16 protein-coding genes and 1 pseudogene are annotated in these 19,378 nt (G+C 60.1%); 16 read left to right on the forward strand and 1 reads right to left on the reverse strand.

All coding sequences use genetic code 11. The features are described 5' to 3' along the window. The first annotated feature begins 2 nt into the window (after nucleotides 1-2). The 9 genes and pseudogenes from rnhB (at nucleotide 3) to ispD (ending at nucleotide 12,172) form a co-directional block, all read left to right on the forward strand. Complete coding sequence (rnhB, locus tag AB4N92_RS18520; protein ID WP_010212448.1) at nucleotides 3-629, forward strand: ribonuclease HII; 627 nt, start codon at nucleotides 3-5, stop codon at nucleotides 627-629. Between the two features lie 73 nt (nucleotides 630-702). Continuing rightward, a pseudogene (gene dnaE / locus AB4N92_RS18525) lies at nucleotides 703-4,223 on the forward strand (DNA polymerase III subunit alpha). A 137-nt stretch (nucleotides 4,224-4,360) separates the two neighbouring features. After that, nucleotides 4,361-5,308 (forward strand): acetyl-CoA carboxylase carboxyltransferase subunit alpha, encoded by a 948-nt coding sequence (locus tag AB4N92_RS18530; RefSeq protein WP_010212445.1) that lies wholly within the window; start codon nucleotides 4,361-4,363, stop codon nucleotides 5,306-5,308. A gap of 174 nt (nucleotides 5,309-5,482) precedes the next feature. Further along, nucleotides 5,483-6,802, forward strand: coding sequence for a tRNA lysidine(34) synthetase TilS (gene tilS, locus AB4N92_RS18535; RefSeq protein ID WP_236266963.1), 1,320 nt, complete (start codon nucleotides 5,483-5,485; stop codon nucleotides 6,800-6,802). A gap of 273 nt (nucleotides 6,803-7,075) precedes the next feature. After that, nucleotides 7,076-8,707, forward strand: a complete 1,632-nt coding sequence (locus tag AB4N92_RS18540) for a CTP synthase (RefSeq protein WP_010212443.1) — start codon at nucleotides 7,076-7,078, stop codon at nucleotides 8,705-8,707. A gap of 5 nt (nucleotides 8,708-8,712) precedes the next feature. Continuing rightward, nucleotides 8,713-9,558: a 3-deoxy-8-phosphooctulonate synthase gene (gene kdsA, locus AB4N92_RS18545; RefSeq protein WP_010212442.1), complete on the forward strand. Its 846-nt coding sequence runs from the start codon at nucleotides 8,713-8,715 to the stop codon at nucleotides 9,556-9,558. A gap of 157 nt (nucleotides 9,559-9,715) precedes the next feature. Continuing rightward, nucleotides 9,716-11,005 carry a phosphopyruvate hydratase gene (gene eno, locus AB4N92_RS18550; RefSeq protein WP_003189193.1) on the forward strand — a complete coding sequence of 430 codons (1,290 nt, stop codon included), beginning with the start codon at nucleotides 9,716-9,718 and terminating at the stop codon, nucleotides 11,003-11,005. A 184-nt stretch (nucleotides 11,006-11,189) separates the two neighbouring features. Continuing rightward, on the forward strand, nucleotides 11,190-11,468 hold the full coding sequence (gene ftsB / locus AB4N92_RS18555; RefSeq protein ID WP_003231201.1) for a cell division protein FtsB: 279 nt from the start codon (nucleotides 11,190-11,192) through the stop codon (nucleotides 11,466-11,468). Further along, nucleotides 11,465-12,172 (forward strand): 2-C-methyl-D-erythritol 4-phosphate cytidylyltransferase, encoded by a 708-nt coding sequence (gene ispD, locus AB4N92_RS18560; protein WP_137206100.1) that lies wholly within the window; start codon nucleotides 11,465-11,467, stop codon nucleotides 12,170-12,172. Before ftsB ends, ispD begins: the two co-directional genes overlap by 4 nt. A gap of 129 nt (nucleotides 12,173-12,301) precedes the next feature. Here ispD and AB4N92_RS18565 read toward each other — a convergent pair whose 3' ends face one another. Next, nucleotides 12,302-13,198: a LysR substrate-binding domain-containing protein gene (locus AB4N92_RS18565; protein ID WP_069672342.1), complete on the reverse strand. Its 897-nt coding sequence runs from the start codon at nucleotides 13,196-13,198 to the stop codon at nucleotides 12,302-12,304. 109 nt (nucleotides 13,199-13,307) lie between these two features. Here AB4N92_RS18565 and AB4N92_RS18570 point away from each other — a divergent pair, with 109 nt between their 5' ends. The 7 genes from AB4N92_RS18570 to AB4N92_RS18600 all read left to right on the forward strand — a co-directional run bounded on the left by AB4N92_RS18570 (nucleotide 13,308) and on the right by AB4N92_RS18600 (nucleotide 19,317). Further along, nucleotides 13,308-14,420, forward strand: coding sequence for an S-(hydroxymethyl)glutathione dehydrogenase/class III alcohol dehydrogenase (locus AB4N92_RS18570; protein WP_010212435.1), 1,113 nt, complete (start codon nucleotides 13,308-13,310; stop codon nucleotides 14,418-14,420). Nucleotides 14,421-14,428: 8 nt separating this feature from the next. Further along, nucleotides 14,429-15,274 carry an S-formylglutathione hydrolase gene (gene fghA / locus AB4N92_RS18575; RefSeq protein ID WP_010212433.1) on the forward strand — a complete coding sequence of 282 codons (846 nt, stop codon included), beginning with the start codon at nucleotides 14,429-14,431 and terminating at the stop codon, nucleotides 15,272-15,274. 54 nt (nucleotides 15,275-15,328) lie between these two features. Then, nucleotides 15,329-15,802 carry a 2-C-methyl-D-erythritol 2,4-cyclodiphosphate synthase gene (ispF, locus tag AB4N92_RS18580; protein WP_010212431.1) on the forward strand — a complete coding sequence of 158 codons (474 nt, stop codon included), beginning with the start codon at nucleotides 15,329-15,331 and terminating at the stop codon, nucleotides 15,800-15,802. Then, entirely contained in the window at nucleotides 15,799-16,857 is a 1,059-nt protein-coding gene (truD, locus tag AB4N92_RS18585; protein ID WP_021492422.1) for a tRNA pseudouridine(13) synthase TruD, read from the forward strand. Before ispF ends, truD begins: the two co-directional genes overlap by 4 nt. After that, the gene (gene surE / locus AB4N92_RS18590) at nucleotides 16,845-17,594 is read left to right on the forward strand and encodes a 5'/3'-nucleotidase SurE (RefSeq protein WP_010212428.1); all 750 of its coding nucleotides are present in this window, start codon (nucleotides 16,845-16,847) and stop codon (nucleotides 17,592-17,594) included. The genes truD and surE overlap by 13 nt, the downstream gene beginning before the upstream one ends. Before the next feature lie 41 nt (nucleotides 17,595-17,635). Further along, nucleotides 17,636-18,271: a protein-L-isoaspartate(D-aspartate) O-methyltransferase gene (locus AB4N92_RS18595; RefSeq protein WP_010212427.1), complete on the forward strand. Its 636-nt coding sequence runs from the start codon at nucleotides 17,636-17,638 to the stop codon at nucleotides 18,269-18,271. Nucleotides 18,272-18,480: 209 nt separating this feature from the next. After that, nucleotides 18,481-19,317 (forward strand): peptidoglycan DD-metalloendopeptidase family protein, encoded by an 837-nt coding sequence (locus AB4N92_RS18600; protein WP_021492420.1) that lies wholly within the window; start codon nucleotides 18,481-18,483, stop codon nucleotides 19,315-19,317. Nucleotides 19,318-19,378 lie beyond the last annotated feature (61 nt).

Below are 19,378 nucleotides of genomic sequence, written 5' to 3' on the forward strand. Positions count from 1 at the left end.
CGATGCAAATGGGCCTGGATTTCAGCCTGGTCGCACAAGCCCATGAGCTGGTGGCCGGCGTTGACGAAGTCGGGCGTGGGCCTTTGTGCGGCGCGGTGGTCACGGCGGCGGTGATCCTCGATCCGAACCGCCCGATCCTCGGCCTCAACGACTCGAAGAAACTCACCGAAGCGCGCCGTGAAAAGCTTTACGACGAGATCATTGAGAAAGCCCTGAGCTGGCATATCGCCCGGGCTGAAGTCGAAGAAATCGACGAACTGAACATTCTCCACGCCACCATGCTCGCGATGCAGCGTGCGGTTGAAGGCCTGCATATCACGCCAAAAATGGCGATGATCGATGGTAACCGTTGCCCCAAGCTGGCCATGCCTTCTGAGGCGGTGGTGAAGGGGGATGGCAAAGTGCCTGCTATCGCGGCCGCCTCGATCCTGGCCAAAGTCAGCCGTGATCGTGAAATGGCCGCGTTCGAACTGATCTATCCAGGCTACGGCATTGGCGGCCATAAAGGCTATCCGACGCCCGTTCATCTGGAAGCCCTGGCTCGCCTGGGTCCGACGCCGATTCACCGCCGCTCGTTCGCCCCGGTTCGCCAGGCCTACGAGTTGCGCGAGAGCCTCAACGAGGTGTAGTCGCAAGGCTGATGTTTTGCTCAAGGCCCGGTACAATCCGGGCCTTGTTGTTTTCCACGTATAAGAGATCACTATGCCGGCTTCATTCGTTCACCTACGCCTGCACACTGAATACTCCCTGGTCGACGGCCTGGTACGGATCAAACCGCTGGTCAAAACCCTGGTGGGTATGAACATGCCTGCGGTCGCGGTGACCGATCAGAACAACATGTGTTCCCTGGTCAAGTTCTACAAGAACGCCATGGGCGCCGGTATCAAGCCGATCTGCGGCGCTGACCTGTGGCTGTCCAACAAAGACCCGGATAACCCCCTGAGCCGTATCAGCCTGTTGGCGATGAACGGCGTGGGTTATCGCAACCTTACCGAACTGATTTCCCGCGGTTTCATCGATGGCCAGCGCAATGGTTCGATCATCATCGAGCGCGAATGGGTTGCCGAGGCCAGCGAAGGCCTGATCATGCTATCGGCCGCCAAAGAGGGCGAGATCGGCATCGCGCTGTTGGGTGGCAACCCCCAGGAAGCTGAAGTACTGGCCAAAGAGTGGATGCAGGTCTTCCCCGATCGCTTTTACCTGGAAGTCCAGCGCACCAATCGCCCCAACGATGAAGAGCACCTGCACGCCGCCGTGGCCCTGGCCGACAAGCTGGGGGCGCCACTGGTCGCCACCAACGACGTGCGCTTTATCAAGAAGGAAGATTTCGAGGCCCACGAAACCCGCGTGTGCATCGGTGAAGGCCGGGCCCTGGATGACCCGCGCCGCTCCAAGAACTACAGCGAAGAGCAGTACCTCAAGAGCGCGGAGGAGATGGCCGAGCTGTTCAGCGACCTGCCCGAGGCCCTGGAAAACTCCGTCGAAATCGCCAAACGCTGCAATATCGAAGTGAAGCTGGGCAAACACTTTTTGCCCAACTTCCCGATTCCCGATGGCATGACCATCGATGAGTACTTCCGCAAGGTGTCGTTTGATGGTCTGGAGGAGCGTCTTTCCGTCCTGCTGCCCAAGGACACCACCGAAGATTACGAGGCCAAGCGCCAGGTTTATGTCGATCGGCTGAATTTCGAGCTGGATATCATCATCCAGATGGGCTTCCCCGGTTACTTCCTGATCGTAATGGACTTTATCCAGTGGGCCAAAAACAACGGCGTACCGGTAGGGCCGGGCCGGGGGTCGGGTGCCGGCTCGCTGGTGGCCTACGTGCAGAAGATTACCGACCTGGATCCGCTGGAATATGACCTGCTGTTCGAGCGGTTCCTGAACCCGGAACGGGTTTCCATGCCCGACTTCGACGTCGACTTCTGCATGGACGGCCGTGACCGCGTGATCGAATACGTGGCCGAGAAATACGGCCGCAACGCGGTAAGCCAGATCATCACCTTCGGTTCCATGGCGGCGAAGGCTGTAATTCGCGACGTGGCGCGCGTTCAGGGCAAGTCCTACGGCCTGGCGGATCGTCTGTCGAAGATGATCCCGTTCGAAGTCGGCATGACCCTGGAAAAAGCCTACGAGCAGGAAGAAATCCTGCGCGACTTCATCAAGATCGATGAAGAGGCCGCCGAAATCTGGGACATGGCCCGCAAGCTTGAAGGCGTGGTACGTAACGTCGGTAAACACGCCGGCGGTGTGGTGATCGCGCCTACAAAACTCACCGACTTTTCGCCGATTTATTGCGATGAAGAAGGCGGCGGCCTGGTCACCCAGTTCGACAAGGACGACGTGGAGGCGGCCGGCCTGGTGAAGTTCGACTTCCTTGGCCTGCGAACCCTGACGATCATCGACTGGGCGCTCAAGACCATCAACCGCGACCGCGCCAAGGTCAATGAAGAGCCGCTGGATATCGCGTTTATCCCGCTGGACGACAAACCGACTTACACCTTGCTGCAAAAAGCCGAAACCACGGCGGTGTTCCAGCTTGAGTCGCGGGGCATGAAAGAGCTGATCAAAAAGCTCAAGCCCGACTGCCTGGAAGACTTGATCGCACTGGTGGCCCTGTTCCGTCCGGGTCCGCTGCAATCCGGCATGGTGGACGACTTCATCAACCGTAAGCACGGTCGCGCCGAGCTGGCGTATCCGCACTCCGACTACCAGTACGAAGGCCTCAAGCCAGTACTGGCGCCGACCTACGGCATCATCCTGTATCAGGAACAGGTGATGCAGATCGCCCAGGTGATGGCCGGCTATACCCTCGGCGGCGCGGACATGCTGCGTCGAGCCATGGGTAAGAAAAAACCCGAAGAGATGGCCAAGCAGCGCGGCGGTTTCATCGAGGGTTGCGCGACCAACAATATCGACGCGGACCTGGCCGGTAACATTTTCGACCTGGTGGAAAAATTCGCCGGTTATGGCTTCAACAAATCCCACTCCGCCGCGTACGGCCTGGTGTCGTACCAGACAGCCTGGCTGAAAGCGCACTACCCGGCGCCGTTCATGGCGGCGGTACTCTCGGCGGATATGCACAACACCGACAAGGTCGTGACCTTGATCGAGGAAGTGCGCACCATGAAGCTGCGTCTCGACGCACCGGACGTGAACGCCTCGGAGTTCAAGTTCACGGTAAACGACGAAGGCCGCATTATTTATGGGTTGGGCGCGATCAAGGGGTGGGTGAAGGCCCGGTGGAAGCCATCACCGAAGCGCGCCAGGACGGACCCTTCAAGGATCTGTTCGACTTCTGCGCGCGGGTTGACCTCAAGCGCATCAACAAACGGACCCTCGATGGTCTGATCCGTAGCGGTGCGCTCGACCGTCTCGGCCCGTATTTTTACGACGAGCCCAAGGCTTACCAGGCGAATATCGACCGGAACCGTGCGGTATTGCTCACCGCCATGGAAGAAGCGATCAAGGCCGCCGAACAAACCGCCCGTACCCACGACAGCGGCCACGCCGATCTGTTTGGCGGTTTGTTCGTCGAAGAGGATGCCGATGTATATGGCAACCATCGCAAGGCCAAGGAGCTGACGCTCAAGGAGCGCCTCAAGGGTGAGAAAGACACCCTGGGCCTGTACCTCACCGGCCACCCGATTGACGAATACGAAGGTGAAATCCGCCGTTTCGCCCGTCAGCGAATCATCGACCTGAAACCTGCGCGGGATACCCAGACCGTCGCCGGCATGATCATCGCCCTGCGGGTGATGAAGAATAAAAAGGGCGACAAGATGGGGTTCATCACCCTCGACGACCGTTCGGGGCGCATCGAAGCCTCGCTGTTCGCCGACGCCTTCCACTCCGCGCAGTCGCTGTTGCAGACCGACGCCATGGTGGTAGTGGAAGGGGAGGTCAGCAACGATGACTTCTCCGGCGGCCTGCGCCTGCGGATCAAGCGGGTGATGAGCATGGAAGACGCGCGCACCAATCTGGCCGAAAGCCTGCGCTTGAAGGTGAAAACCGAGGCGCTCAAGGGCGATCAGCTACGCTGGTTGGGTGAGTTGCTCAAACGCCACCGTGGCGCGTGCCCGGTGACCATGGAGTACACCGGCAGTGACGCCAAGGCCATGTTGCAGTTTGGGGAGACCTGGCGAATCGATCCGGCTGATGGCTTGATTCAAGCATTGCGTGACCAGTTCGGCCGTGACAACGTCTTCCTCCAATACCGTTGACGGCCAGGCACCGCAATTCGCCTGTTCTCGACGAAACATTTAATCTCGACCTGGACGCGCCTCTCCCTTAAGGTAGGGCGCGAACAGACAACCGGCTGGCCAGGCACTCCCTGGCCGTCGACCCAAGACGGACGCTTATGAACCCGAATTTTCTTGATTTCGAACAGCCGATCGCTGACCTGCAAGCCAAGATCGAAGAGCTGCGCCTGGTCGGCAATGACAATTCGCTGAATATCGGCGATGAGATCGCTCGCCTGCAAGACAAGAGCAGCTCGCTCACCGAAGACATCTTCGGCAAGCTGACCAGTTGGCAGATCGCGCGCCTGGCCCGCCACCCGCGCCGTCCGTACACGCTGGACTATATTCAGCACATATTCACCGAGTTCGACGAGTTGCACGGCGACCGCCACTTCTCCGACGACGCGGCCATCGTGGGCGGTATCGCTCGCCTGGACGATCAGCCGGTGATGGTGATCGGTCACCAGAAAGGCCGTGAAGTGCGCGAGAAGGTCCGCCGCAACTTCGGCATGCCGCGTCCTGAAGGCTACCGCAAGGCGTGCCGCCTGATGGAAATGGCCGAGCGCTTCAAGATGCCGATCCTGACCTTCATCGACACCCCGGGTGCCTACCCAGGTATTGACGCTGAAGAGCGCAACCAGAGCGAGGCTATCGCCTGGAACCTGCGCGTCATGGCTCGCCTGAAAACCCCGATCATCGCCACCGTGATTGGTGAAGGGGGATCCGGCGGCGCTCTGGCCATCGGCGTCTGCGACCAGCTGAACATGCTGCAATACTCGACCTACGCGGTGATTTCGCCGGAAGGTTGCGCCTCGATCCTGTGGAAAACCGCCGAAAAAGCGCCGGACGCTGCCGAAGCCATGGGCATCACCGCCGATCGCCTCAAAGGCCTGGGTATCGTGGACAAAGTGATCGCCGAGCCTTTGGGCGGTGCCCATCGTGACCCGGCTGCGGCTGCCGCGACTATCCGCGCTGAACTGGGTTCGCAGTTGGCGATGCTCAAGAAGCTGGATAACGAAGCGCTGCTGGCTCGTCGTTACGAGCGTCTGATGAGCTACGGTCTCTAAGCCGACGCTGTACCCAATGTGGGAGTCGGCTTGTGTGGGAGCTGGCTTGCCTGCGATAGCATCACCTTGGTATCACTGATAGACCGAGGTGCCTGCATCGCGGGCAAGCCCGGCTCCCACATTTGTTTTGTGTATGCTGACGAACGTATTCCAGCTTTGCAGCGGTGACGTGTGATGAAACCAACCCTGCCGGCCACACTCCTGCGTACCCTGGCCCCCTGGCGTAACGCGCCGGCCTGGCATATCGCATTCTCCGGCGGTCTCGACTCCACCGTCCTGTTGCACCTTCTGGCCTCGCTGGCCAAACTTGAAAATCTGCCTGTTCTCAGTGCCGTCCATATCCACCATGGCCTGCAAGCTGCTGCCGATGCGTGGCCCGCGCATTGCCAATCGGTCTGCGACAGCCTGGGCGTGCCCTTGCGGGTCATGCGCGTGAAGGTGCAACCCGGCGCCAGTCTTGAGCAGGCAGCCCGCGATGCACGCTATCAGGCGTTTGCCGAGGTGACCGGGGCAGGGCACGTATTGTTGACTGGCCAGCATCGCGACGATCAGGCCGAAACCCTGATCTTTCGTCTCTTGCGCGGGGCAGGGGTGCGAGGGTTGGCGGCCATGCCTGGGTATCGCCCATTGTCGGGCGGGCATGTGGTACGGCCATTGTTGAATGCCTCCCGTGGTGAATTGGAGGCCTACGCCCACCAGCATCAATTGAAGTGGATCGAAGATCCCTCCAACGCCGATCCACGTTTTTCCCGCAATTACCTGCGCCATCATGTATTCCCGACCCTGACGCAACGCTGGCCCCAGGCAGTCTCCAGCCTGGCGCGCACGGCCGAACACTTGGCCGAGGCACAGGGTCTGCTTGACGAGTTGGCGCAGATGGATCTGCGGGCTGCCGATCAGCCTTCAGCGTTTGCCTGGTTGCCTTTGCCTTCATTGGCGCTTGCGCCATTACGAGAACTTTCCGATGCCCGCCAGTGCAATGCCTTGCGGCATTGGTTGGCTCCGCTGACTCGAATGCCTGACACCGACCACTGGGCCAGTTGGTATGCCCTGCGTGATGCCAAAGGCGATGCACAACCCGTGTGGCACCTGGCCGACGGACAACTGCATCGTTGTGGTGAGCGCATCTGGTGGTTACCTTCAGCGTGGTCGGCGTTTTCTGACGCATCGGTGCGCTGGCCCGATCCGCAAAACCCACTAGAGTTACCGGGCAACGGTCAGCTGAGATTTATCGGCAACGTCCCCGAATGCCCATTGGTGATCCGCTATCGCCAGGGGGGCGAAATCGTCGAAGTGCCAGGTCGAGGCCGGCGCGACCTGAAGCGCCTGCTGAATGAAAGTGGTTTGCCGGGCTTCGTCCGTGGCAGATTGCCGCTGGTCTATCGGGGCGAGCAATTGCTGGCTGTCCCAACCGTCGCGGGGGCATGGGCCAGCTCAACGGATGACCGGCAATTACATTGGATGCCACAGACCTGCGATCAAGGTTTGAGCTGATAGAGCCTTTCCGGTAGACTACGCTCCCTTCTTGATACAACTTCTGTGGATTCAACTGAATCGCAGCAGTTGCCGATTACCAAGCAGTCTTTGCTGGGCGATTCCAAAAAATGTGTAGCGATCAACGTACCGGTGTTCCATTGCTGGTCTGTCACAACGCGGCGGTTTTTTTGAAAGGTGCACTGTGATTAATGCAGGTGATCGGGGGCTTCGGCCTTCCTTCGCTTTCCCCGGCGGCTCGGACCGCTTTAACGCAGACTTCTAGGGTTTTTCATGACGCGCTACATATTCGTCACGGGCGGTGTTGTTTCTTCATTGGGGAAAGGCATTGCCTCCGCTTCATTGGCGGCCATCCTGGAGGCGCGGGGACTTAAGGTCACCATGCTCAAGCTGGACCCGTACATCAACGTTGACCCGGGCACCATGAGCCCGTTCCAGCACGGTGAAGTGTTCGTCACCCACGACGGCGCCGAGACCGACCTGGACCTGGGCCACTACGAGCGGTTCATCCGCACGACCATGACCCAGAACAACAACTTCACCACCGGCCGTGTCTACGAGCACGTGCTGCGCAAGGAGCGCCGTGGTGACTACCTGGGTGCAACCATCCAGGTGATCCCGCACATTACCGACGAAATCAAGCGCCGCATCATCAAGGGTGCAGGCGATGCCGACGTGGCGATGGTCGAGATCGGTGGCACCGTGGGTGACATCGAATCCCAACCGTTCCTCGAAGCCATCCGCCAGCTGCGTTTCGAAGTCGGCGCCAAGCGCGCGATGCTGATGCACCTGACGTTGGTGCCGTACATCGCCACGGCCGGCGAAACCAAAACCAAGCCTACCCAGCACTCGGTCAAGGAACTGCGTTCCATCGGCCTGCAGCCGGACGTGCTGGTATGCCGCTCCGATCACCCGATCGACATTTCCTCGCGTCGCAAGATCGCGCAATTCACCAACGTTGAAGAACGTGCGGTGATCGCGCTGGAAGACGCCGACACCATCTACAAAATCCCGGGCATCCTGCACTCCCAAGGCCTGGACGATTTTGTGGTCGAGCGTTTCGGCCTGCAATGCAATGGCGCGGACCTGTCCGAGTGGGAAGCCGTGGTCGACGCCAAGCTCAACCCTGAGCATGAAGTCACCATCGCCATGGTCGGCAAGTACATGGAGCTGCTGGACGCTTACAAGTCGCTGATCGAAGCGATGAGCCACGCCGGTATCAGCAACCGTACCAAGGTCAACCTGCGCTATATCGACTCTGAAGACATCGAGAACCAGGGCACTGCGCTGCTCGAAGGTGTGGACGCTATCCTCGTGCCAGGCGGTTTCGGCCTGCGTGGCGTGGAAGGCAAGATCACGGCTGTTCAATATGCTCGCGAGAACAAGGTGCCGTACCTGGGTATCTGCCTGGGCATGCAAGTGGCCGTCATCGAGTTCGCCCGAAACGTGCTGGGTTGGAAAGACGCCAACTCCACCGAGTTCGACAGCAAGAGCGGCCACCCGGTCGTGGGCCTGATCACCGAGTGGGAAGATGCCACCGGCGCGGTCGAAACCCGTACCGAAGCCTCCGACCTGGGCGGCACCATGCGCCTCGGCGCGCAAGACTGCCTGCTGGAGCCGGGCTCGCTGGTTCACGACTGCTACGGCAAGGACGTGATCGTCGAGCGTCACCGTCACCGCTACGAAGTGAACAACAACCTGTTGCCGCAGATCAAAGAGGCTGGCCTGAAAATCTCCGGTCGCTCCGGTGATGGCGCGTTGGTTGAAGTGGTTGAGGCGCCGGATCATCCGTGGTTCGTGGCGTGCCAGTTCCACCCTGAGTTCACCTCGACGCCGCGCGACGGTCACCCGTTGTTCAGCGGTTTCGTCAAAGCAGCACTGACGCAACATCAGAAGAAGGCGTAACCCTGATGGCCCAGAAGATCATTCGCGTAGGCGACATCGAGATTGCCAACGACAAGCCCATGGTGCTGTTTGGCGGCATGAACGTGCTGGAAAGCCGCGACATGGCGATGCAGGTCTGTGAAGAGTACGTAAAGGTCACCGAGAAACTCGGTATCCCTTACGTATTCAAGGCCAGCTTCGATAAGGCCAACCGTTCGTCCGTGACCTCCTATCGCGGCCCGGGCCTTGAAGAAGGCATGCGGATCTTCCAGGACATCAAGCAAGCCTTCGGCGTGCCAATCATCACCGACGTCCACGAGCCTGAACAGGCTGCCGTGGTCGCCGAGGTGTGCGACATCATCCAGTTGCCGGCCTTCCTGTCGCGCCAGACCGATCTGGTCGTTGCGATGGCCAAGACCGGCGCTGTGATCAATATCAAGAAAGCCCAGTTCCTCGCGCCCCAGGAGATGAAACACATCCTGAACAAGTGCGTGGAAGCGGGTAACGACCAGTTGATCCTCTGCGAGCGGGGTTCGAGCTTCGGCTACAACAACCTCGTGGTGGACATGCTCGGTTTCGGCATCATGAAACAGTTCGAATACCCGGTGTTCTTCGACGTGACCCACGCATTGCAGATGCCCGGTGGTCGCGCCGACTCCGCTGGCGGGCGTCGCGCCCAGGTACTGGACCTGGCCAAGGCGGGCATCAGCCAGTCTCTGGCAGGCCTGTTCCTGGAAGCCCACCCGGATCCGGACAACGCCAAATGCGACGGCCCATGCGCCCTGCGCCTGGACAAGCTGGAGCCATTCCTGGCCCAGCTCAAGCAGTTGGACGAACTGGTCAAGAGTTTTCCGACGGTAGAGACCGCGTAAGCGTCGTTTCTCCGGTAGACTTTCCCACGCTTTACGCTCAGGCCTGCGGGCCTGAGCCTTGTCGCCTGCAAGCCTGCCCCGTTGTTCCACCCTTGCGGTCGGTCAAAAGATTCCCTTCAGCTGCGTCGTTTTCGTCAACTTTGGAGTGTTTACAACAATGGCAAAAATCGTCGACATCAAAGGTCGTGAAGTTCTCGACTCCCGTGGCAACCCCACCGTCGAAGCCGACGTGCTTCTCGATAACGGCATCATCGGCAGCGCCTGCGCGCCGTCCGGTGCTTCTACCGGTTCGCGCGAAGCGCTGGAACTGCGTGATGGCGACAAGAGCCGTTACCTGGGCAAGGGTGTACTCAAGGCGGTAGCCAACATCAATGGCCCGATCCGTGACCTGCTGCTGGGCAAGGACCCGCTGGACCAGAAAGCCCTGGACCACGCGATGATCAAGCTCGACGGCACCGAAAACAAAGGCAGCCTGGGCGCCAACGCTATCCTCGCTGTGTCCCTGGCCGCTGCCAAGGCCGCTGCCCAGGACCAGGACCTGCCGCTGTACGCGCACATTGCCAACCTGAACGGTACTCCGGGTGTGTACTCGATGCCGGTGCCGATGATGAACATCATCAACGGTGGCGAGCACGCCGATAACAACGTCGACATCCAGGAATTCATGGTGCAGCCGGTGGGTGCCAAGTCCTTCTCCGAAGGCCTGCGCATGGGCACCGAGATTTTCCATCACCTCAAAGCCGTACTGAAGGCCCGTGGCCTGAGCACTGCCGTGGGTGACGAAGGTGGTTTCGCACCGAACCTGGCGTCCAACGAAGATGCACTGAAAGTGATCTCCGAAGCCGTGGCCAACGCTGGCTACAAGCTGGGCACCGACGTGACCCTGGCCCTGGACTGCGCGGCCAGCGAATTCTACGAGGACGGTAAATACAACCTGTCCGGCGAAGGCCAGGTGTTCAACTCCGAAGGTTTTGCGGAATACCTGAAGGGCCTGACCCAGCGCTACCCGATCATCTCGATCGAGGACGGCCTGGACGAGTCCGACTGGGACGGCTGGAAAATCCTCACCGACAAGATCGGCGAGAAAATCCAACTGGTGGGCGACGACCTGTTCGTGACCAACACCAAGATCCTGAAAGAAGGCATCGATAAAAAGATCGCCAACTCGATCCTGATCAAGTTCAACCAGATCGGCACCCTGACCGAAACCCTGGAAGCGATCCAGATGGCCAAGGCTGCGGGCTACACCGCCGTGATCTCCCACCGCTCCGGCGAAACCGAAGATTCGACCATTGCCGACCTGGCCGTGGGCACCTCGGCGGGCCAGATCAAGACCGGTTCCCTGTGCCGTTCCGACCGTGTTTCCAAGTACAACCAATTGCTGCGTATCGAAGAGCAACTGGCAGGCAAGGCCAAGTACAACGGTCGCGGCGAGTTTCGCGGCTGATCGCTACTTGATGGTAAAACATGCTAAAAAGTCGGCGGATTGCGTCGGAAAACTCACGACAGTGTGTATTTCGACGCTAATCTGATGGCTATCAAGCACAAGCCTGGTTCTTCCAGGCTTCGTGCTATCAGTTGTTTCAAAAGTTTTGAATGGCTGTCTTTTTTCACTGGATACCCGATATTCGATGCGCAGTCCCAATTGGTTGTTCCTCGTCTTGCTCTTGTTGCTGGCTGGCCTGCAGTACCGCCTATGGGTGGGTAATGGCAGCTTTGCGCAGGTAAAAGACCTGACCGAGCAAATTGCTGCACAGCACGCCGAAAACGAGATCTTGCTGGAGCGCAACCGCGTCCTCGATGCCGAAGTGCTTGAGCTGAAAAAAGGTACGGAGACCGTTGAAGAGCGGGCCCGTCATGAACTGGGCATGGTCAAGGAGGGCGAAACCCTCTACCAGTTGGCCCAATGAATCACAGTTTGCCGGCCTTCTGGGCCGTGATTCCTGCCGCGGGCGTCGGTGCCCGTATGGCCGCGGACCGTCCCAAGCAATATTTGCAGTTGGGCGGGCGCACTATTCTCGAACACAGCCTTGGCTGTTTTCTTGATCATCCAGACCTTAAAGGGTTGGTGGTCAGTCTTGCTGTAGATGATCCTTATTGGCCAAACCTGCCTTGCGCCAACGACCCACGCATTGTGCGTGCGGACGGAGGCGACGAGCGTTCGGGGTCGGTGCTCAATGCGTTGCTGCAGCTCAATGCCCTAGGTGCCAGCGATGACGATTGGGTGTTGGTGCACGATGCTGCGCGCCCCAATTTGAGTCGTGAAGACCTCGACAAACTTCTGTTTGATCTGGCGGATGACCCGGTGGGCGGCTTGCTGGCCGTGCCGGCCCGCGACACGCTCAAGCGCGTCGACAAGCACGGTCGTGTGGTCGAGACCGTCGATCGCAGCCTGATCTGGCAGGCTTATACACCGCAGATGTTCCGCCTGGGTGCTTTGCATCGTGCTTTGGCTGACAGCCTAGTGGCCGATGCCGTGATTACCGATGAAGCTTCGGCCATGGAATGGTCCGGCCAGGCTCCGCGCCTGATTGAAGGGCGCTCGGACAATATCAAGGTGACCCGGCCGGAGGATTTGGAGTGGTTACGGTTGCGGTGGGCGAACCGGCGGTAGTCAGTGACATCGAGTCGACCCCTTCGCGAGCAAGCCCGCTCCCACCTCTGACCGTGTTACCACTGGGGAAACGCGGCCAAGTGTGGGAGCGGGCTTGCTCGCGAAGAGGCCAGTGCAAACACTGAGTAATCAACTGCTGTACTCCGGCTTTTCAGCCAACCCTACCTTCAAAAAATCCACCAGCTTGCGAACTTTCGGCGACAAATGCCGCTGCTGCGGATACAACGCCCATACCGCCGTATTCGGCGGCTGATGCGCCTCCAGCAACGACACCAACGCGCCACTGTGCAGATGCTCCAGCACGTAATAGTCCGGCAGTTGGCACAATCCCACGCCCTGCAACGCCGCATCCAACACAGCCTGCCCACTGTTGCAGCGCCAGTTTCCCTGCACGCGCTGGGAAAATTCCCGCCCGTCCTGGGCCAGTTGCCAGATATCCGAGCTGCCGATCAGGCAGTTATGCCGGCTCAATTCCGACAAGCTATGCGGCCGACCGTACCGAGCGAGGTAGGACGGTGATGCACACAAGTACATGCGCCGAGGTGCGAGGCGGCTGGCGACCATGCGCGAATCCTGTAGACGCCCCAGGCGGATCGCCAGGTCGAGGCCCTCGTGTACCAGGTCCAGCTGGCGGTTGCTCAGCTCGATATCCACCCGCAACTGCGGATAGAGCCCCATGAACCGCGTGACCAGCGGCACGATAAAGCGCTCGCCGTAAGCCACGGCGCAGGTCATGCGCAACATGCCCTTGGGTTCGCTGGTGAGGTCGCCGACCGCGCGCAAGGCTTCTTCGCGACCGTCCTGCAGGCGCTGGCAATGTTGCAGGAAGGTCTGGCCCGCTTCAGTCAGGGTCACCTTGCGCGTACTGCGGTACAGCAAACGTGTTTGCAGGCGTTCTTCCAGGCGCGCCACCTGCCGGCTGATGTGAGACGACGACACTCCCAGTCGCTCTGCCGCGGCCGTGAATTGGCTGCATTCGGCCACGGCGACAAACTCATCGATACCTTCCCAGCGGTTCTCAAGCACGTCGATTGTCCCTGTACAGCAATAAAGTTTTGCTTTTGTCTGGATTATTCATCAGTCAGCCATGTTTTACACTCACCTTCTCAGTTTTCAACTCCCTGGAGAAACCCGGATGATCAAGTCCCGCGCCGCCGTAGCTTTCGAAGCCAAAAAGCCCCTTGAGATCGTCGAAGTGGATGTCGCCATGCCCAAGGCTGGCGAAGTGCTGTTGCGCGTGGTCGCTTCCGGCGTGTGCCATACCGACGCGTATACCCTGTCGGGCGCCGACCCGGAAGGCATCTTCCCATCGATCCTCGGCCATGAAGGCGGTGCGGTGGTTGAAGCGATTGGCGAGGGCGTAACGTCGGTGGCCGTGGGCGATCACGTGATCCCGCTGTACACCCCGGAATGTGGCAAGTGCAAATTCTGCCTGTCGGGCAAGACCAACCTGTGCCAGGCCATTCGCTCCACGCAGGGCAAAGGCCTGATGCCGGACGGCACCACGCGTTTTTCCTACAAAGGCCAGCCAATTTTCCACTACATGGGCACCTCGACCTTCTCCGAGTACACCGTGCTGCCGGAAATTTCCGTGGCCAAGATTCCTAAAGAAGCGCCGCTGGAAAAAGTCTGCCTGCTCGGCTGCGGCGTCACCACCGGTATCGGCGCGGTGATCAACACCGCCAAGGTCAAGCCGGGCGACACCGTGGCGATCTTCGGCCTTGGCGGCATCGGCCTGTCGGCGGTGATCGGCGCGGTCAAGGCCAAGGCTGGCCGCATCATTGCTATCGACATCAACCCAGCCAAGTTCGAAATCGCCAAGCAACTGGGCGCCACCGACTGCATCAACCCGAAAGACTACGATCGCCCAATCCAGGACGTGATCGTCGACCTCACCGACGGCGGCGTGGACTTCTCCTTCGAATGCATCGGCAACGTGCAACTGATGCGCGCCGCCCTTGAGTGCTGCCATAAAGGCTGGGGCGAGTCGGTGATCATTGGCGTGGCCGGTGCAGGCCAGGAAATCGCCACCCGTCCCTTCCAGCTGGTGACCGGTCGCGTCTGGCGCGGTTCGGCATTCGGCGGCGTGCGCGGCCGCAGCGAACTGCCGAGCTACGTGGAAATGGCCCAGACCGGCGAGATCCCGCTGGACACCTTCATCACCCACACCATGGGCCTGGAAGACATCAACAAAGCGTTTGACCTGATGCATGAAGGCAAGAGCATTCGTACCGTCATCCACTTCTGAGGTCGGCCATGAGTCTGGAAAACCTGTCGTGCCAGAAAAGCTTCGGCGGCTGGCACAAACGCTACAAGCATCATTCCGATGTGCTCGGTTGCGACATGACGTTCGCCGTCTACCTGCCGCCGCAAGCGGAGCAGGGCAGCAAGTTGCCGGTGCTGTACTGGCTGTCCGGTCTCACCTGCACCGATGAGAACTTCATGCAGAAGGCCGGCGCCCAGCGCATGGCTGCCGAACTGGGGTTGATCATCGTTGCGCCGGACACCAGCCCGCGTGGGCCGGGTGTGCCGGGCGATCCGGATAATGCTTGGGATTTCGGCCTCGGTGCCGGCTTCTATCTGAATGCCACACAGGAGCCGTGGGCCAAGCACTATCGGATGCATGACTACGTGGTGCAGGAATTGCCTGCATTGGTTGAAGCGCATTTTCCGGCTTCGGACAAACGCGGCATCAGTGGCCACTCCATGGGCGGCCACGGGGCGCTGGTGTGCGCATTGCGCAACCCAGGACGTTACCTGTCGGTGTCGGCCTTTTCGCCGATCAACAACCCGATGGATTGCCCGTGGGGTCAGAAAGCCTTCTCGCGTTATTTGGGCGAAGAGCGTTCGAAGTGGCGTGAGTGGGACGCCTGCGTGCTGATCAGCGAAGCCTCGGAAAAGCTGCCGCTGCTGGTGGACCAGGGCGATCGCGACGATTTTCTCGCCGTGCAACTCAAGCCTGAAGCCCTGCAGCAAGCGGCCAAGGCGGCCAACCATCCGCTGGAGCTGCGCCTGCAACCTGGCTATGACCACAGCTACTTCTTTATCGCCAGCTTCATCGAAGACCATTTGCGACACCATGGCCGCGCTTTGCTCGGTTAATGTGAGGCAAAAGTAGGTAGAATCACGCCCTGAATTAAATCGGGGCGTTTTTTTATGCGTATTGGCCACGGCTACGATGTGCACCGTTTCGCTGAAGGCGATTTCATCACCCTGGGCGGTGTGCGCATTGCACATCACCAGGGTTTGCTGGCTCATTCCGACGGCGACGTTGTGTTGCACGCCTTGAGCGATGCCTTGCTCGGTGCCGCGGCGTTGGGCGATATCGGCAAGCACTTTCCGGACACCGACCCGACCTTCAAGGGCGCGGATAGCCGCGTACTGCTGCGTCATGTGGTCGGCCTGATCCACGCCAAAGGCTGGAAGGTCGGCAACGTCGACAACACCATCGTGGCCCAGGCGCCGAAGATGGCCCCCCATATCGAGTCGATGCGCGCGCTGATTGCCGCCGACCTGCACATTGAACTGGACCAAGTGAACGTGAAAGCCACCACTACCGAAAAGCTCGGCTTCACCGGTCGTGAAGAGGGCATTGCCGTGCACTCTGTCGCCTTGTTGCTGCGCGCATGAATGACTTGCAACTATTGGGTCCACGGGCCTATGGCGAGGCCTTGGGCCGTGCGGTGCTGAAGGCAACGGCCGAAGACTTCCAGGTCGACGAGGTGCTGGATATCCCGCTGACCGGCGAGGGTGAACACCTGTGGTTGTGGGTGGAGAAGCGCGGGCTCAACACCGAGGAAGCTGCGCGGCGGATTGCCAAAGCGGCTGGCGTGCCGTTGCGCACCGTCAGCTATGCCGGGCTCAAGGACCGCCAGGCGTTGACCCGCCAATGGTTCAGCGTGCAGCTGCCCGGCAAGGCCGATCCGGACATGAGCGCGGCGGAGAATGACACGCTCAAGATCCTCAAGACCGCCCGCCACAAGCGCAAGCTGCAGCGCGGTGCACACTCAGCCAATGGTTTCACCTTGCGCCTGACCCAGTTGGCCGGTGATACCGCAGCCATCGACGCGCGGTTGCAACTGATTGCACAGCACGGCATTCCCAACTATTTCGGCGCCCAGCGTTTTGGCCACAACGGCGGCAACGTGGTGGACGCCCGTGAGTGGGCCGCGCGCAGGGCGTTGCCGGAGCAGCGCAACGTGCGTTCGCGTTTGCTCTCCACGGCGCGCAGCTTCCTGTTCAACAAAGTGTTGGCGTCGCGTGTGGCCGATGGATCTTGGCAGCGTGCCCAGGTCGGCGATTTGCTCGCCTTTACCGACAGCCGCAGTTTTTTCCCGGCGGGGGAGGCCGAATGCAGCGACCCACGCCTGGCGATCCTGGACCTGCACCCGACCGGGCCACAGTGGGGTGAGGGCGATTCGCCGGCCAGTGGTGCAACCTTTGAGCTTGAACAGGCCGTTGCCGCCGGTGAAGCCGACCTGCGCGATTGGCTGGTGAATGCCGGTATGAGCCAGGAACGTCGCATTCTGCGACTGCCCATTGGCGGTTTGACGTGGCATTATCCCTCGCTGGACATTCTGCAATTGGAATTCGTCCTGCCGGCCGGATGCTTCGCCACTGTCTTGGTGCGCGAGCTTGTGGATCTGGTGCCGGTGGGGCAGACGGACAACCCATGCGTATTCTGATATCAAACGATGACGGTGCCACCGCACCCGGTCTTGCCGCGCTCTATGCTGCGCTGGAAGATTACGCCGAGTGCGTGGTGGTTGCCCCCGACCAGGACAAGAGCGGCGCCAGCAGTTCGCTGACGCTCGACCGTCCGTTGCACCCGCACGTCCTGGCCAATGGCTTTATCAGCGTGAACGGCACCCCCACCGACTGCGTCCACCTGGCGATCAACAGCCTGCTGGATCATGAGCCGGACTTGGTGGTGTCGGGTATCAACCTCGGTGCCAACCTGGGCGATGACGTGCTGTATTCCGGCACCGTGGCGGCGGCTCTCGAAGGCCGTTTCCTGGGGCGTACGGCGTTCGCCTTTTCGTTTGCTTCGCGCCAACTGGATAACTTGCCGACTGCTGCGTATTTTGCGCGCAAGCTGGTGCAAGCCCATGGCTCCTTGAACCTGCCTCCGCGCACCGTGCTCAACGTCAATATCCCCAACTTGCCCCTCGACCATATCCGCGGCATCCAGCTGACACGCCTGGGCCATCGTGCCCGTGCGGCGGCGCCGTTGAAGGTGGTCGACCCGCGTGGCAAGGAAGGTTATTGGATTGCTGCAGCGGGAGATGCCGAAGATGGCGGGGAAGGCACGGACTTTCATGCCGTGATGCAAGGCTATGTGTCGATTACTCCGTTGCAGTTCGATCGCACCTTCAGCGATGCCTTCAGTGGTCTCGATGGCTGGCTGGAGGGGCTGCGCTGATGGGCCGTGAACAAGACGACTTGCTGCGTCGGGGTATCGGGATGACCTCCCAGCGTACCCGCGAACGCTTGATCCAGCGCCTTTACGAAGAGGGCTTGTCCAACGCCCAGGTGCTGGAAGTGATCCGGCGCACGCCTCGGCACCTGTTTGTCGATGAAGCCCTGGCTCATCGTGCCTACGAAGACACGGCGCTGCCCATCGGCCACAACCAGACCATCTCCCAGCCTTACATGGTGGCGCGCATGAGCGAGCTATTGCTGGCGGCGGGTCCATTGGACAAGGTGCTGGAAATCGGCACCGGCTCCGGCTATCAGACCGCCGTGCTGGCACAACTGGTGGAGCGGGTGTTCTCGGTCGAGCGCATCAAGGTGCTGCAAGACCGTGCCAAGGAGCGTCTGGTGGAGTTGAACCTGCGCAACGTGGTGTTCCGCTGGGGTGATGGCTGGGAAGGCTGGCCGGCGCTGGCGCCGTACAACGGCATCATCGTGACCGCCGTGGCCACCGATGTGCCCCAGGCGTTGCTCGATCAACTCGCTCCGGGTGGGCGTCTGGTCATCCCGGTGGGCTCCGGTGAAGTGCAACAATTGATGCTCATTATCCGTGAGGAAGAAGGCTTTTCCCGGCACGTACTGGGCGCCGTGCGCTTCGTGCCGCTGCTCAATGGCCCGCTGGCCTGATCATTTGTTCGCAGGCAGTGAATTCTGTTGGCGCGGATGTGTCTTACGGCGGGGTCTATCGAGTCAACATGATCGGGCGCCGGCATTAAACACGATGAATGTTTCGTTTCAGTCGTATGCCGGTAAAAAGCCAATGCCCAGTTATACTTGCGTCATATTTCAAGCCTGATACAGGCGTTCATATTCAGCCACCACAAAGGGAGCGGCGGGTGAGTCTCACAGGTCTTGCGCAGCGTATGAGTAAAACAAGCTTTCATCGACTGGTGCTTGGCCTCGTCTTCAGTTCCGTGTTGGTCGGGTGCTCCAGCTCGCCAAGCAGCGGCGCACGGGTGGTTGACCGTAACAATGCGGTACCGCAAAAGCCGACGGTGACCACCGGGCAATACGTGGTGCGCAAGGGCGATACGATGTTCTCGATCGCCTTCCGTTATGGCTGGGATTACAAGGCGCTTGCAGCTCGTAACAATATTCCCGTGCCCTACACGATACATCCGGGTCAGACGATTCGTTTCGACGGCCGCACCGGTTCGACCCCTACGACAGTTGTGACAAACACCGGATCTTCGCCGTCGTCTTCGAGCAAAACCACCATTATCACTAGGCCTGCAGGTACCGCCAAACCGGCGTCTGCGGCCAAGCCGGCACCCGCGCCGTTGCCGCCTGCCGGGCCTGCGCCGACCGGTTGGGGATGGCCCTCGAACGGCGTGTTGATTGGAAAATTCTCTTCAAACGGTAGTTTGAATAAAGGCATTGATATCGCCGGGGATTTGGGACAGCCTGTTTTAGCTGCGTCTGATGGGACAGTGGTGTACGCCGGGAGTGGTTTACGGGGCTACGGCGAGCTGGTCATCATCAAACACAGTGATACCTACGTCAGTGCTTACGGCCACAACCGTAGGCTGTTGGTTCGGGAGGGGCAGCAGGTCAAGGTCGGACAGACAATTGCTGAAATGGGGTCAACTGGTACAGACCGGGTGAAACTGCACTTTGAGATTCGCCGCCAAGGGAAGCCTGTAGATCCTCTGCAATTCCTACCCCGTCGTTGATGTGTTGCACAGCCTGTTCCCTCACGTAGAAGGAACAGGCTCCAGCGTTGCCAAGGATAAA

This window comes from Pseudomonas sp. S3_A09 (genome assembly GCF_054668065.1).

Bases quoted from the DNA above. Each gene is read 5' to 3' on its own strand.
- AB4N92_RS18540 (WP_010212443.1), top strand. From the start codon at position 7,076: ATGACGCGCTACATATTCGTCACGGGCGGTGTTGTTTCTTCATTGGGG.
- truD (WP_021492422.1), top strand. From the start codon at position 15,799: ATGAATGACTTGCAACTATTGGGTCCACGGGCCTATGGCGAGGCCTTG.
- tilS (WP_236266963.1), top strand. From the start codon at position 5,483: ATGAAACCAACCCTGCCGGCCACACTCCTGCGTACCCTGGCCCCCTGG.
- eno (WP_003189193.1), top strand. From the start codon at position 9,716: ATGGCAAAAATCGTCGACATCAAAGGTCGTGAAGTTCTCGACTCCCGT.
- rnhB (WP_010212448.1), top strand. From the start codon at position 3: ATGCAAATGGGCCTGGATTTCAGCCTGGTCGCACAAGCCCATGAGCTG.
- ftsB (WP_003231201.1), top strand. From the start codon at position 11,190: ATGCGCAGTCCCAATTGGTTGTTCCTCGTCTTGCTCTTGTTGCTGGCT.
- AB4N92_RS18595 (WP_010212427.1), top strand. From the start codon at position 17,636: ATGACCTCCCAGCGTACCCGCGAACGCTTGATCCAGCGCCTTTACGAA.
- ispD (WP_137206100.1), top strand. From the start codon at position 11,465: ATGAATCACAGTTTGCCGGCCTTCTGGGCCGTGATTCCTGCCGCGGGC.
- AB4N92_RS18570 (WP_010212435.1), top strand. From the start codon at position 13,308: ATGATCAAGTCCCGCGCCGCCGTAGCTTTCGAAGCCAAAAAGCCCCTT.
- ispF (WP_010212431.1), top strand. From the start codon at position 15,329: ATGCGTATTGGCCACGGCTACGATGTGCACCGTTTCGCTGAAGGCGAT.
- AB4N92_RS18530 (WP_010212445.1), top strand. From the start codon at position 4,361: ATGAACCCGAATTTTCTTGATTTCGAACAGCCGATCGCTGACCTGCAA.
- surE (WP_010212428.1), top strand. From the start codon at position 16,845: ATGCGTATTCTGATATCAAACGATGACGGTGCCACCGCACCCGGTCTT.
- kdsA (WP_010212442.1), top strand. From the start codon at position 8,713: ATGGCCCAGAAGATCATTCGCGTAGGCGACATCGAGATTGCCAACGAC.
- fghA (WP_010212433.1), top strand. From the start codon at position 14,429: ATGAGTCTGGAAAACCTGTCGTGCCAGAAAAGCTTCGGCGGCTGGCAC.